The following is a 13,310-nucleotide window of genomic DNA, read 5'->3' on the forward strand; positions in this document are numbered from 1 at the left end:
TGCCGAAACAGAGCTCTGGTGCGCGCTCAGTCCCCGAACGAGATCCCCATCATACGCGCGGCCTGCACGACATCGTGCGACGGATCCACCCGCTTGGTCTCGGCCAACACCTGCTCGATCGGGATGGTCACCAGATGTGGCGACTGCAGCGCCACCATGTGGCCCCACTTCTTGTCGGCCACGGCCTGCACCGCCGCCGCTCCGAACCGGGTCGCCAGCAAGCGATCGTAGCCGGTGGGACCACCACCACGCTGCAGATGTCCGAGCACCATGGCGCGCGTCTCTTTGCCGGTCTTGCGCTGAATGTCAAAACCCAGGCGCTCGGCAATGCCACCCAGTCGCCGGTCCTGCCCCGGCAGGGACTCGCCAATGATGGACTCCTGCCCCCCACGGGGCTTGGCGCCTTCGGCCACGACGACAATGCTGAAACGCCGCCCCGTGGCGTCGCGGGCCATGATCTTCTCGCAGACCTTGTCGAGATCCCATTCGATTTCCGGGATCAGGATCACGTCGGCGGTGCCGGCCACACCGGCATGCAGCGCAATGAACCCAGCTTCGCGGCCCATCACCTCCAGCACCATCACGCGGTCGTGCGACTCGGCGGTGGTGTGGAGCTTGTCGATGGCTTCCATCGCCGTGTTGACGGCGGTATCGAAGCCGAATGTGGTGATCGTGCCCGCCACATCGTTGTCGATGGTCTTGGGCACGCTCACCACCCGCACGCCCTTGGCCACGAGCTTCTGCGCGATCGCCAGTGATCCGTCACCGCCGATCGAGATGATGGCTTCGATGCCGAGGTTGCGGGCGTTCTCGACCAGCTCGTCGGAACGATCCACCGTGCTCCACGTGCCGTCCGGTGCCTGAACAGGATAGGCGAACGGACTGCCGCGGTTGGTGGTCTTGATGATCGTGCCGCCCTGACCGGCGATCCCGCGCACGGTGTCGGCGGTGAGCGGGACGATTTCGTCTTCCCCCAGCAGCCCGGCGAAGCCGCGCTTGATGCCGAGGACGTCCCAGCCACGGGTGCGCGCCGAGAGGACGGCGGCGCGAATGACGGCGTTCAGACCGGGAGCGTCGCCGCCGCCGGTGGAGATGGCAATGCGCATGTTACCGAAAATAATCGGAGGTGGTCGAACCGCGATGCGTAATTCCGGACCAGGCAGCGACGTTCCGGTGACACACCCGGCTCCTCGCGAACCCATCTTCGTCTGCCCAACGGGTGCACTACATGACGCTTCACGCGGTGCATCGGTTGCGACAACGCCCACAACTTGCCACTGACGCCGTCACCGCACCGATCTAGCGCACTCGGCGTTCGGAGGAAACCCGCATATGTCGCCGACTCGTCGCGGATCCACCACCATCGAGCAACTGGTGACGATGACCATTCTCGCGATCACCGCAACCATCGCGCTCGTGGGCGGTGGTCCCGTGCTCGATGCGGCGGCCGTGGAGGCCGCGACGCAAGAAGCCGCCGCGCTGTTTGCGCTCGCCCGAGATCATGCATTGGCCACCGGCACCCCCACTGCGGTGCGCATCGACGGCCCGGCACAACACCTCATCGTACATGCGGCACGCGACACCATCGCCATTGCCCGCTTTGCCGAATCACACGTACGCATTGAAGCCTCCCGCGACTCCATGGCATACGGCCCTTCTGGGCTTGGCACCGGCGCCGCCAACCTGCGTCTCACGCTGACACGCGGGCACCGGGCCGATACCATCACCGTCTCTCGCCTCGGCCGGGTGTCCCACCTGTAGCCGTCCCGTACATCCTGCGTGAACCGGCAGCAACACCGGTCCGGTCAGGTACCGAAATCGAACCCGGGCACACTGACGCGGGGAATTTCCTGGCCGATGGTGCGTTCGATGGTACGCACCATGCCGATCTCTTCTGCCGACATGAACGTGTATGCATCACCCGTGCTGGCCGCGCGACCGGTACGGCCGATGCGGTGCACATAGTCCTCGGGCTGCTGCGGCACGTCGAAGTTGATCACATGCGTGATGCCCGAGATATCGAGTCCACGCTGCGCGATGTCGGTGGCCACCAGCACGCGCAGCTTGCCCGACTTGAAGTCCTCGAGCGCCTGAATGCGTTCGCGTTGCGACTTGTCGGCGTGCATGGCCCCGGCGTGGATCTTCGCCTGCGCCAGATCACTCACCACCCGATCGGCGCCACTCTTGGTGCGCGTGAACACCAGCACCGACTCGTGATCGCTGTTGGTGAGCAGGTGCACCAGCAGTTCGTTCTTGCGATGGCGCGGCACGGGGTACACGGCGTGGGTGACGGTGGTGGCTGCCGACGAACGACGCCCCACCTGCACCACCACCGGCTTGCGCAGATACTTCCGACCCAGCGCTTCGACTTCCGGCGGCATCGTCGCGCTGAACAGTAGCGTCTGCCGATAGCGCGGGATCTGGTCGACGATGCGGTTGATCTGCGGCGCAAACCCCATGTCGAGCATGCGGTCGGCTTCGTCGAGCACCAGCGTTTCGAGGTATGTGAAGTCGACGTTGCGCTTCTCGAGATGATCGAGGAGACGGCCTGGCGTGGCGACCACCACATCCACACCGCGACGCAGCGCCTTTTCCTGCGGCTCATACCCAACGCCGCCGTATACCGGAATCACATCCACCGGCGAGCGACTCGAGTATTTCCGCACACTCTCCTCCACCTGGAGACACAGTTCGCGGGTGGGGGTGAGCACGAGGACGCGGGTGCGGCGCGGGCCACCGAGCAGCCGATGTACGACGGGGAGCGTGAAGCTCGCCGTCTTACCGGTACCCGTCTGGGCCAGCCCAATCAAATCCCGCCCCAGCAGGGCCAGCGGAATAGCCTCACGCTGAATAGGAGTGGGCCGTTCGTACCCGGCATCGTGCAGGGCATCCAGCAGCGGGCGTGCAAGCCCGAGGTCAGCGAAGGTCACGTCGCCGACAAGCGTTTCAGGATCGATGACAGTCATGTTCAGTGCCGGAAACCTAATCACTCCGGGTCCGGATGCGGGGAGTCCCCGTCGACTATCGGATCTCCAGGGTGCGTCCGGCCAGTCGGGCGATGAGCGCCAGCCGGAACGTCACATCGATGGACGCCCCGGCTGGCCGCTCCCGATCGGTGAGGATCATCGACGGCCAGGCCCAGTCGGGGACATTGGTGGGCATCACCACGGATCGCCGGGGCACCCACACATCGCGACGATCCCGATCGGCCAGCAACCGGTCGAGCAGGCGTCCCCACCCCTCGTGCCGTTGCAGGAAACCCATGCGGGCCATGGTCTCGAGCCAGGTCAACGCCGACGGCATGGCCGCATCGAGATCACCACGGGTCGCCATGAGGTCACCCAACACCAATTGTGGCTGCTCGAGCTGGCGCGATCCGATCTGTTGTACCGCCGCCTGCCGAGGCCAGGGTTGGCTCACATAGGCGTAGAGACGCTCCATGCTCTCGAAGTGCTCGCTTCGGAACTGCGGCATGAACGCGAGCATCTGCAGAAAGTGAAAGGAGGGCGGCTCCGCGTCGGCCGCCAGCAGATGTTGATTGCCCACCCGCACCCAGGGCTTGGCAGCCAGTGGTGAGCGCAGGAAGTCATCCACGCGTTGCAGCAACCGACGGGCAGCACCGCGCAGGCGTGGATCGGACTCGAACCCGGCCTGTGCGAGCGCCGCGGCCGCCGCTTCCCGCAGTTGATGCCGTCCCCGAACGACCAGCTCCTCGTCATCCAATGCCGGGCGCAGCTCCGCCATCAGCGTCGGATCGTCATCGGCGGCGAGCAAGCGGAACAGCCACCGTCGAGCGGCCGCCATGCCGGGCGATTCACGGTCCCAGCCCAGTTCCAGCAGCGCCCGGAAGGCGACAATGCTCCCGGCCTGGTCCACCCCATCGCCGTCTGGCACGGTGAGCCACCCGGCGGGCCACTGGCCGTCCGCATCTTGGCGTCCCAGCAATTGCCACCCACGCCGGCTGCCATACGGAACCAGTGACCAGCGACCGGCACTTGGGGCGGGCATCGCGAGCACGTCTCGCATCAGCCGCACGGCGATCACCTCCCCTCCCTCCTGCATCAACCAAGTGGCGGGCACCACCACTGGCGGCGGAGGAGGGGGCGGCAAGACTGCCACCGGGCGAGGAACCACCGGTTCCCCCGGAACGAGCACGAATTCGGTCGCGTCAGTCGGCGACGAAGGGAGAGTCGTCACAATCGCGCTATTGTACCCCTCCGCCGAACAAGCGCCAGAGGTCGGATGGCACCATCGTATGTGAATTTCACGGCTCAGTTCGGCATTTCACCCCACATGAGGGGCCACTTAACACCCCCGCAAGCATCGACGTCTACCTTGGGCCGCATCTGCGGTGTGAAGCCCGCGATGGCGCGCCTGCGCCGTCTGCGAGGATGAACCTCCCGACTTGGGAACCCCATCGATGAAGAACACGCTTCGCCTGATCGCTGCCGCTGCAGTCCTTGCGATCGCTGCGCCCGCCTACGCCCAGGGTGGCGGTGGTGGTGGTGGCATGGGCCAGATGTCCCCTGAACAGCGCACCGCCCGCCAGAAGGAGATGCTGTTCAAGGACATCACCCTCGACGCGGCGCAGACCACGAAGATCGACGCCGTCTTTGCGGAGTCGATGAAGAAGCAGCAGGAGCTGATGCAGTCCGGTGGCATGGAAGCCATGCGCAGCCCCGAAGGGCGCGAGAAGATGCAAAAGCTGAACGCCGACCGGAACGACGCCATCAAGGCGGTCCTGACGGCGGACCAGAAGAAGAAGTTCGACGAGAACGTGGCCGCCATGCCGCAGGGTCGCCCACGCGGCGGTCTCTGAACGAGTCCTGAGTGGCGCCTGAACGACCGCCGATAGCGGCCGAAGCGTGACAACGGGGGCACCACACGGTGCCCCCGTTGCATTGCAGGGATTAGCGTTCTGGGTCATGCCGGCCGCTCGCCTTTCCACCCCTGCTCACACCGCTGCCTGATGCGCGGTGAGTTCGTCGACCTCGACGGGGTCCGGCTGTACTGCTACGCCTTTGGTCACCGGGGTGCCGGTGATCCGATCGTGCTGGTACATGGCTCGTTCACCTCGTCGCACCTGTGGCAGGATGTCCTGCCGCGGCTTCCCAAGGGACACCGCGTCCTCGTGCTCGACCTCCTGGGCCACGGACGCTCGGACCCACCAGGGACGCATGCCCTGACCGTGGCCGCACACGCACGGCGCCTAGGCCAACTGCTCGATGTCATGGGCGTGCAACAAGCCATGCTGGTGGGGCACGGCATGGGCGCCGCCGTCGTGGCTCGCTTGGCGCAGGAGCAGCCCGCGCGGGTCGGTCATCTGATGCTGGTGAATCCCACCATGTTGGCCGGCTGTCCCGCCGATGCCGTGATCAGCCACCGACTCTCCCGGCTCACGTGGTTGGTGCCACTTTGGCGTCGACTCTCGCCGGCCTGGTTGGCGTCGGCCCTGCACAGTGCCCTGTTGCCCTGCTTTGCTCACCGTGACACCGGCGCACGTTCGCTGGACGTGTACCTCATGCCGTTCCGGCTGCGCGATGGCCGTGACGCGGCCTGCCAGCAATTGCATGACCTGCGGGCCTCGCGCGCCGACACCGTCGATGCACTCGCCCCGAAGGCACTGCACTGCCCGACCGCTCTGGTCGTCGGTGCGAACGACCCGTTCCTGCCAAACGCCCGGGTCGCCCGGTTGCGCACGGCGCTGGAATCCGCGACCTCAGGGCAGCTTTCAGTGCACACGCTGCCCAGCGTCGCACACGTGACTCCCGAAGAGGCACCTGACCGCCTCGGCACACTCGTGAGTGAACTGCTCACCCGCTGACGTGTTCACGCGAGACTCCATCGATTTTCACTGCGTTCACCTGACACCGACATGTCCACGGACAGACTGGCCACCATGCGCGCCATGGCTGCAAAGCAGCCGAACAATGCCCTCGCCCGATTCGGCCTCGCCAACGAGCTGCAAAAAGCCGGCTTACTCGATGAAGCGGCAACCGAATTCTCGGCCTATCTCGCCATGCACGATGACGAAGGCAACGCCTGGCTGCGATACGCCGACATCCTGCACGCGCTGGGACGTCACGACGAAGTGCGCGATGCGGTGACGCGTGGTATCGACGCGGCGCACCGCTACGGGCATTCCGGATTGGTGGCCGAGTTCGAAGAGCGCGGCTACTGAACGTCAGAGCCGGCGGCTTTCTTCTGCGGCGTCGATGACGTAACCGAGGTCGCGCGACAGGGCGCGTGCCTCCTGGGTGGCGCTGGTGATATCCTCAGCCGCCGCCCCCACCCCCATGGTGCGCAGCTTCACGATATCGAAGCGCAGCGTGCGCAGTGCCATCGAGGCACTTTCGAGTTGGCGCTGCATGGTATCCCGCCGCGCCGACAGCTCTTCCAGCGACGACACCTGTCGCGAAAGCAGCGACAGCCGGCGGTCGCGATCCGGTGACGTTGACGGCTCGGCTTCCGTCGCCGCAAGACGAGCGCTCAATTCGCCGTGCAGGTTGCCGGGCAGATCCCGATCGAGGCGCTCGAGTCCTGATGCCAGCGCTCCCACCCGTTCCATCAACGCATCGGCTGTCGGTGCGACATCGGGGATCATATCGCGGTCTGCGGCCGACAGTTTGCTGGTGACATCGGCAATGACCAGTCGATCGTCAGCCGCATTGCGCACCGTCTCGGCAAAGCGGGAAGCCATCACGGCGGGCCCTGCCACCCGATCGAGCAGCTCCTGCACCTTGGCGGAATGCGGCCGCACATCGGATACCGCCGCGATGCGTTTCCACTCTTCACCCAGCGCGGCGGACGGCGAAATACCCATGCGCCGCAGCTTGATGAAATCGACCAGCGACAACTGCGCCCCAATGACCGCACCGATGATGCCGGCCACAAAGGGCACGGCCATCGGATCGACATTGAAACCGGCACCAATGAACAGGCTCACCGCCGCGCCGACCGACGCACCGGCGGTCCATTTGAGGTGCCGTCGGAATCCCATCACTCGGGCGGCGATGCGTTCGGGGGTGGTCACCGCACGCGCAGCGGCCTGCATCGCCACACGCAATTCATCGCGTTGCGCGACGCGCGCCACCGACGTGTCGTGCTTGCGCTGATCACGTACCGCCGCGCGCCACCCTTTGAGGGCTTCCTTGTTGGCCTTGCGCCACTCGCGCGTCGTGCGCCGGTCGGCGCCATCGGGCAGCGGCGGCAACTGCGGAATGGGTGGCAGCGCGCCCGGTGATGGCAGCGCGCGTGGCGCCGGCGCGGGCTCGAACACTTTGCGCGGCGCCCAGTCTTCGGCCCGATGACCGAATCGCTCGAGATCCCGATCGGGCCGAGGCTGCGGTATGGTCGCGGCGGTGGCGCCATGCATGGAACCATCGCGCTGCACACGACGAAGTGCGTCCCGCAATTGCAGGGCGTTCTCCCACCGATCCTGCGGACGCTTCGCGAGACAGCGTTCCACGATCTCGGCGAGGGCCCGTGGCGCGTCGGGACGCATGGAACGCAGTGGCGGCGGCGTGTCGCTGACATGTTTCATCAGCATCGCCGGTGTGCTGCTGGCCTCGAACGGCAGACGCCCGGCAAGCATCAGATATCCCACGATGCCCACCGAATAGAGGTCACTGCGTCCATCGACCTCCTTGTCGCCCATGGCCTGTTCAGGGCTCATGAACGCCGGCGTGCCCACGGCAATACCGGTCTGCGTGAGTCGGGACCCACTCTCGGCGGCACGCGCGATACCGAAGTCCGTCACCATGGCCCGGCCGGACTCGCGGTCGAGCAGGACGTTGTCAGGCTTGATATCGCGATGCACCACACCTGCGGCATGTGCATAGGCGAGCGCATCGGCCATCTGCTCCATGACTTTCGCCACGAAGGCAAAATCCGGACGTGTTTCACGCAGAATGCGGGCGGCGAGACTTTCACCGCGCACAAGCGCCATGGCGAAACACACCAGTCCCGCCGCCTCATGCACCGCATAGATGGGCACAATGTGCGGATGATTCAGGCGCGCGGCCGTCTGCGCCTCCCGGACAAAGCGCTCGCGCACATCGGGGCGGAACGCCAGATCCGGCGGCAACACCTTGAGCGCCACGGGCCGCTGCAATCGCACGTCTTCGGCCGCGTACACCACGGCCATGCCCCCACGACCGACTTCTTCGTGGATCAGGTATTGCTCGCCGATCGCGGCACTGACACGATCGCGCAGCAGCGCCGCATCAGTACCATGAGCTCCATTCGCTCCTCCTCCGAGCGGGGCTGGAGCGCGGTCGACAGGAGTCATCGGCATGGACAGTGACCGTGGTGACTCGTGCGACCGCTCAGGTGCCCGAGCGTGCGCTCGTGAGGTCGCGCACCTCAGCGGCGGCCTGCACCGCGATATCCACTTCGCGCGCCATGGCCATCGCCTGCTCCGCCACCAGCGTCACACTCTGCACGGAGCTGTTGCCAGTACGCAGCCGCACCAGGTCGAGTCGCACATTCTCGAGCGCAATCCGGCAGTTCTCGAGCTGCGCACGGCGCGTCTCGAGCTTCTTCTGCGAGTCGATGAGTACACGCCGCTCACGACGCAACGCGGCCAGGCGCCGCACACGCGACTCACTACGCGAGGTATCCAGTGGATTGGCCTCCGCTTCGAGCGTCGCAATCTCGGATTCGGTGCGCTGCAACTGTTCGGGGCTGCTGGTGACTTCGATCAGCGCCAGATCCTTGGCGATGACCTCGACCTTGCCCACGAGGTCCACCGCCATGCGCGCGACGTCCGGAATACGTGAGCGCTCCGTATTGGGCAGCGTGGCCAGCAAACGTCCGATCTCTTCACGATCGGCCCGTGCGCCGCGCACGAGCTCCAGGTAGCGCCCCAATTCATCGTCGCGCACGGGAGCCCCAAGGGCCTGTGGGATGTTCATGCCCGGAGCCACGCCTGACGGCATCCCCCCACGCGGCTTGGAGCTCAGGGCCCCCTTGAGACGGCCCCGCAGCTTGCCCTGGGCGCGCAGCTCTTCGCGCTTCTTGCTGCTGAAGGTGGCGTTGATGCTGTCACCCATGTCCTCGAAGACTTCGCCGAGCATGCGATGCCGCGGCTGACGCAGCACATCGCGCCAATCGAAATCGTCGGACCAGAGCTGTGCGTATTTCCACGCGATGTAAACCGTCCACAGCGTGGTGATACCGAAGAAGTCGCCGTTGCTGAAGATGCTGAGCAGCACCATCGGCGTGTTGACGAACAGGTACACCGCGAACCGACGACGGAACTTCACGACCCGCGGGTCTTCGAAGCGGGTGGTCTCTTCGAGCGTGATGCTGTCGTTCGTGTCCTGCCGGTATGGCACAGGGGACTGCCCCGCACTGCCATACGACGCCGGCGTGGACGTCAGCGTGCGCGACTGATACGCCGGTGCCTGATAGCCCGGCGTCCCGTAGTGGCTTCCAGCCTGTGCACCGCCTCCGCCGTTGCCCGACATTCCGCCCATCGGCATGCCACCGATCGGTGCGCCGTTGAACGTGATGGGGCGGTTTCCGGGCGACGTGACCGCCCCGAGCGGCATCGGCGGTATGAGGCCCGTCTTGACGGCCTGCGTCAGTTCGGTGGCGCTCTGAAACCGGTGATCCGGGTTCTTTTCCAGCAATCGCATCACGATGGCGGCCAGATCGGGCGGCACATCGGGACGCCGCTGCGAGATCGGCACCGGCATTTCGGCCAGGTGCTTCACCAACAGGGCCGGCGTGGTATTGCCAAGGAACGGGGGCTCACCGCACAGCATCTGGTACGCCACGATGCCCAGCGAATACAGATCGCTGCGGGCGTCGAGATCCCGGTCACCCGACGCCTGCTCGGGGGACATGTAGGCCGGCGTGCCGATCGCCACACCCGTGGCGGTCAGTCGGGAGGTCTCCCCGCTGTCGCTGGCCGCCCGGGCGATGCCAAAGTCGGTCACCAGCGCCCGGCCGTCGATGCCGTCGAGCAGGATGTTGTCGGGCTTGATGTCCCGGTGCACCACCCCACGCGCATGGGCGTAGGCGAGCGCATCCGAGACTTCCTGGAGCCAGCGACGCGTTTCTTCGATGGGCAGCGGCCCGCGCTTCTGCAGCTTCGTGGCGAGGTTGTCGCCATCGATGCAGGCCATGACAAAAAACACGAGGTTCCCGACTTCGTCGACCGAGTAGATCGGGACGATGTTCGGGTGGCTCAACTGGGCGGCCGTTTCCGCTTCACGCAGGAATCGTGACCGCACGTCCCGCCGGAATGACAACTCGGGCGGCAGCAGCTTGATGGCGACATAGCGCTTGAGCCGCCGATCGCGCGCCCGATAGACGATGCCCATGCCCCCACGACCGATTTCCTGATCGAGCTCGTAGGTGGCGCTGAGCGCCTGCTCCACGTGCGCGCGGAGCTCGACGTCTTCGGCATGTGGGGCTACGGGATCGGACACTCGAATGGGATCGGGGACAGACCTGATTGACCTCCCTAGTGTAGCACCCGGGAGTATGGGGCGACAGCATCCGGAGGGACCAGCGGCTGAGATCGTGCTCCGATCGGCCGTCCCGGCAGGCTGTTGTCAGCCCCTACGTCATCGGGTCAGGGAAAAGTTGCAAACCCTGCCGCGATGGCGTAAACCGGACGGTGCGGATCGTGCCATGCATTGGGCGCAATTCCTCTTGCTCAGGATTTCTCATGGGTCAGCGTCAAACTCTTCCAGTCCTGCCACTGCGCGGGACGGTCATGTTCCCCGGGATCACCGCGCCGATTGCGGCGGGGCGCCCGGGCACCCTGCGTGCCATTGAAACGGCCCTCAAGGGTGACCGCCTGGTCTTCGCCGTCGCCCAGCGCGACAACACCGAAGAGCCGGCGCCGGACATTCTCTTCACCACGGGCGTCATTGCCCGCATCGGGCAGGTGCAGCGCGGCCTTGGCGGCGTCCAGCTCCTGCTGCAGGGCGAGCAGCGCGCCACGGCCCTCCACTACTCCGAAGTGGAGGGGCATCTCACGGCGGTGATTGTCCCGGCCGAGGAGATGATGCCGCTGGATCTCAAGGATCCGGCCTTCGAGGCGCTCCATAAGGAAGCGCGCGAACGGGCGGCGGAACTGGGCGAAAAGCGCGGTCTCCCCGAGGAAGTCGTGCACCAGGTGCTCGATTCCGTCGAGGACGCCGGTCGCTTCGCCGACCTCGTCGCCGGTTACATCGAACTCACCGTGCCGGAAAAGCAGGGGCTCCTCGAAACGCTCAGCGTGGAGGAACGGCTGCGCCGGGTGCTGGTGCACGTGCAGCGCCAGATCGGCCTCCTGGAAGCCCAGGAAGACATCAAGAGTCAGGTGCAGGAGGAACTGGGCGAGCGCCAGCGCGAGATGTTCCTGCGCGAGCAGCTCAAGGCCATTCAGAAGGAGTTGGGTGACGATGACTCCAGCAAGGAGATCATCGAACTGCGCGAAAAGCTCAGCAAGCTCGAACTCCCCAAGGAGGCGCGCGCGGAAGTGGAGCGCGAGCTGGGACGTCTCGAACGGGCCGGCCGCGAAAGCATGGAAGCGCAGGTCATCCGCACCTATCTCGAGTGGATCGCCGAGCTGCCGTGGAATGAGCGCTCGGATGACCATCTCGAACTGGCCCGGTCGGGCGAGATCCTCGACGAGGACCACTACGGCCTCAAGGAAGTGAAGGATCGCATCCTGGAATTCCTGGCGGTCCGTCAGTTGCGCGCCCAGCAGGTGGCTGCCGAAGTGGCGACCACGGGTGAATTCCCGGTGTCGAAACTCAAGGGCGACACCTCGGATGCCAATCCGGCACTCAGCACCACGGCCAACGAAGACCGGCAGATCACGGACACGCGCGAAGCCAAGTCCCGTGCCATGGCACGCGGACCGATTCTGCTGTTCAACGGCCCGCCGGGCGTGGGCAAGACCAGTATCGCGAAATCGATCGCGCGCTCGCTGGGCCGTGAATACGTGCGTGTCGCGCTTGGCGGTGCCCGCGACGAAGCCGACATTCGCGGTCACCGGCGCACCTACGTGGGTGCCATGCCGGGACGCATCATCCAGGGGATGAAGCAGGCGGGCAGCCGCAATCCGGTCTTCCTGCTCGACGAAGTCGACAAGCTGGGGCAGTCGTATCAGGGTGACCCGTCGAGTGCCCTGCTCGAAGTGCTCGACCCGGCGCAGAACGATTCGTTCACCGATCACTATCTGGGCGTGCCGTTCGACCTGAGCGAAGTGCTGTTCATCGCCACGTCGAACTTCATCCAGAACATTCCCGGTCCGCTGCTCGACCGCATGGAAGTCGTGGACTTCTCGGGCTACACCGAGCGGGAGAAGAAAGAGATCGCGCTGTCGTACCTCATTCCGCGGCAGCTCGAGGAATCCGGTCTCGCCGGGCGTGGCCTGTCTTTCACCGACGATGCGGTGATGAAGGTGATCAGCGAGTACACCCGAGAGTCGGGCGTGCGTCAGCTCGAGCGCCAGCTTGGCGCCGTGGCTCGCAAGGTGGCGCGTCGTGTGGCCATGGGAGACAGTGGCACGATCGACGACAAGGTCATCAGCGCCGACGAAGTGCGTGAACTGCTCGGTCGTCCCAAGGTGCACCCCGAACGGGCGAACGAGCACGACGAGGTGGGTATCTCCACCGGCATGTATTACACGCCGATGGGTGGTGACATCATGTTCGTGGAAGCCAGCATCCGGCGCGGGATCACTCGGTCGAGCGACGAGGAAGAGCCCACGCGTGTTGGTCCCATCGCGCTGATTCTCACCGGACAGCTCGGCGATGTGATGAAGGAAAGCGCCCGCGCAGCGCTGACCTACGCCACGAACAACGCCGACCTGCTGGGCATCCCGCGTGAGCGGATGCAGAGCGCGAGCGAAGCGCACATTCACGTACCGGCGGGCGCCATCCCCAAGGATGGTCCCAGTGCCGGTATCGCGATTGCCACCGCACTCGTGAGCGAGCTGTCCAACCGCAAGGTACGGCGCGACGTCTCGATGACCGGCGAGATCACGCTGCGTGGTCGTGTGTTGCCCATCGGCGGCGTGAAGGAGAAAGTCCTGGGTGCCCATCGTGCCGGCATCAAGGAAGTCATCATCCCCAAGGCCAACGAAGCGGATCTCGAGGATGTGCCGGACGAAGTGCGCGCGCAGCTCACGTTCCATCCCGTGGAGACGCTGAGCGAAGTGCTGGCGATTGCGCTGGTGGAAGCACCGGCGCCGGCCGAAGAACTCGTCGGCGTGTAAGGGAAACGACAAGGGGGCCGGCGGGAGCGATGGTGCTCCTGCCGGCCCCTTTGTCGTTGTCACCGTTGACCTGCGGAATGAATGT

At 65.6% G+C, this 13,310-nt stretch carries 10 protein-coding genes; 5 read left to right on the forward strand and 5 right to left on the reverse strand.

The features are described 5' to 3' along the window. Nucleotides 1-26: 26 nt before the first annotated feature. Nucleotides 27-1,106, reverse strand: a complete 1,080-nt coding sequence (locus GAU_RS14210) for a 6-phosphofructokinase (RefSeq protein WP_015894579.1) — start codon at nucleotides 1,104-1,106, stop codon at nucleotides 27-29. 226 nt (nucleotides 1,107-1,332) lie between these two features. Here GAU_RS14210 and GAU_RS14215 point away from each other — a divergent pair, with 226 nt between their 5' ends. After that, nucleotides 1,333-1,761, forward strand: a complete 429-nt coding sequence (locus GAU_RS14215; protein WP_015894580.1) for a GspH/FimT family pseudopilin — start codon at nucleotides 1,333-1,335, stop codon at nucleotides 1,759-1,761. A 44-nt stretch (nucleotides 1,762-1,805) separates the two neighbouring features. Here the strand turns inward: GAU_RS14215 and GAU_RS14220 are convergent, their stop codons facing one another. After that, a complete protein-coding gene (locus GAU_RS14220) occupies nucleotides 1,806-2,966 on the reverse strand; it encodes a DEAD/DEAH box helicase (protein WP_156799046.1) in 1,161 nt (386 codons plus the stop codon). Nucleotides 2,967-3,021: 55 nt separating this feature from the next. Further along, complete coding sequence (locus GAU_RS14225; protein WP_169307693.1) at nucleotides 3,022-4,083, reverse strand: hypothetical protein; 1,062 nt, start codon at nucleotides 4,081-4,083, stop codon at nucleotides 3,022-3,024. 337 nt (nucleotides 4,084-4,420) lie between these two features. Between GAU_RS14225 and GAU_RS14230 the strand changes: the two genes are divergently transcribed. The 3 genes from GAU_RS14230 (at nucleotide 4,421) to GAU_RS14240 (ending at nucleotide 6,181) form a co-directional block, all read left to right on the forward strand. Continuing rightward, the gene (locus tag GAU_RS14230) at nucleotides 4,421-4,819 is read left to right on the forward strand and encodes a hypothetical protein (RefSeq protein WP_015894583.1); all 399 of its coding nucleotides are present in this window, start codon (nucleotides 4,421-4,423) and stop codon (nucleotides 4,817-4,819) included. Between the two features lie 150 nt (nucleotides 4,820-4,969). Next, nucleotides 4,970-5,824, forward strand: coding sequence for an alpha/beta fold hydrolase (locus GAU_RS21100; protein WP_015894584.1), 855 nt, complete (start codon nucleotides 4,970-4,972; stop codon nucleotides 5,822-5,824). A 51-nt stretch (nucleotides 5,825-5,875) separates the two neighbouring features. Next, complete coding sequence (locus GAU_RS14240; RefSeq protein WP_015894585.1) at nucleotides 5,876-6,181, forward strand: tetratricopeptide repeat protein; 306 nt, start codon at nucleotides 5,876-5,878, stop codon at nucleotides 6,179-6,181. Between the two features lie 3 nt (nucleotides 6,182-6,184). Here GAU_RS14240 and GAU_RS21105 read toward each other — a convergent pair whose 3' ends face one another. Both GAU_RS21105 and GAU_RS21110 read right to left on the reverse strand, forming a co-directional pair. After that, complete coding sequence (locus GAU_RS21105) at nucleotides 6,185-8,296, reverse strand: protein kinase domain-containing protein (protein WP_015894586.1); 2,112 nt, start codon at nucleotides 8,294-8,296, stop codon at nucleotides 6,185-6,187. A 31-nt stretch (nucleotides 8,297-8,327) separates the two neighbouring features. Then, complete coding sequence (locus GAU_RS21110; protein ID WP_052574468.1) at nucleotides 8,328-10,439, reverse strand: serine/threonine-protein kinase; 2,112 nt, start codon at nucleotides 10,437-10,439, stop codon at nucleotides 8,328-8,330. A 242-nt stretch (nucleotides 10,440-10,681) separates the two neighbouring features. On the opposite strand from GAU_RS21110, the gene lon reads away from it, so the two are divergent. Further along, on the forward strand, nucleotides 10,682-13,225 hold the full coding sequence (gene lon, locus GAU_RS14255; RefSeq protein ID WP_015894588.1) for an endopeptidase La: 2,544 nt from the start codon (nucleotides 10,682-10,684) through the stop codon (nucleotides 13,223-13,225). Nucleotides 13,226-13,310 lie beyond the last annotated feature (85 nt).

This window comes from Gemmatimonas aurantiaca T-27, assembly GCF_000010305.1.
GTDB classification, from domain to species: domain Bacteria; phylum Gemmatimonadota; class Gemmatimonadetes; order Gemmatimonadales; family Gemmatimonadaceae; genus Gemmatimonas; species Gemmatimonas aurantiaca.

What these genes read in the sequence shown, in the direction of transcription:
- GAU_RS14210 (WP_015894579.1), bottom strand. Translation starts at nt 1,106, where the DNA reads ATGCGCATTGCCATCTCCACCGGCGGCGGCGACGCTCCCGGTCTGAAC.
- GAU_RS14215 (WP_015894580.1), top strand. Translation starts at nt 1,333, where the DNA reads ATGTCGCCGACTCGTCGCGGATCCACCACCATCGAGCAACTGGTGACG.
- GAU_RS14220 (WP_156799046.1), bottom strand. Translation starts at nt 2,966, where the DNA reads ATGACTGTCATCGATCCTGAAACGCTTGTCGGCGACGTGACCTTCGCT.
- GAU_RS14230 (WP_015894583.1), top strand. Translation starts at nt 4,421, where the DNA reads ATGAAGAACACGCTTCGCCTGATCGCTGCCGCTGCAGTCCTTGCGATC.
- GAU_RS21100 (WP_015894584.1), top strand. Translation starts at nt 4,970, where the DNA reads ATGCGCGGTGAGTTCGTCGACCTCGACGGGGTCCGGCTGTACTGCTAC.
- GAU_RS14240 (WP_015894585.1), top strand. Translation starts at nt 5,876, where the DNA reads ATGTCCACGGACAGACTGGCCACCATGCGCGCCATGGCTGCAAAGCAG.
- GAU_RS21105 (WP_015894586.1), bottom strand. Translation starts at nt 8,296, where the DNA reads ATGCCGATGACTCCTGTCGACCGCGCTCCAGCCCCGCTCGGAGGAGGA.
- lon (WP_015894588.1), top strand. Translation starts at nt 10,682, where the DNA reads ATGGGTCAGCGTCAAACTCTTCCAGTCCTGCCACTGCGCGGGACGGTC.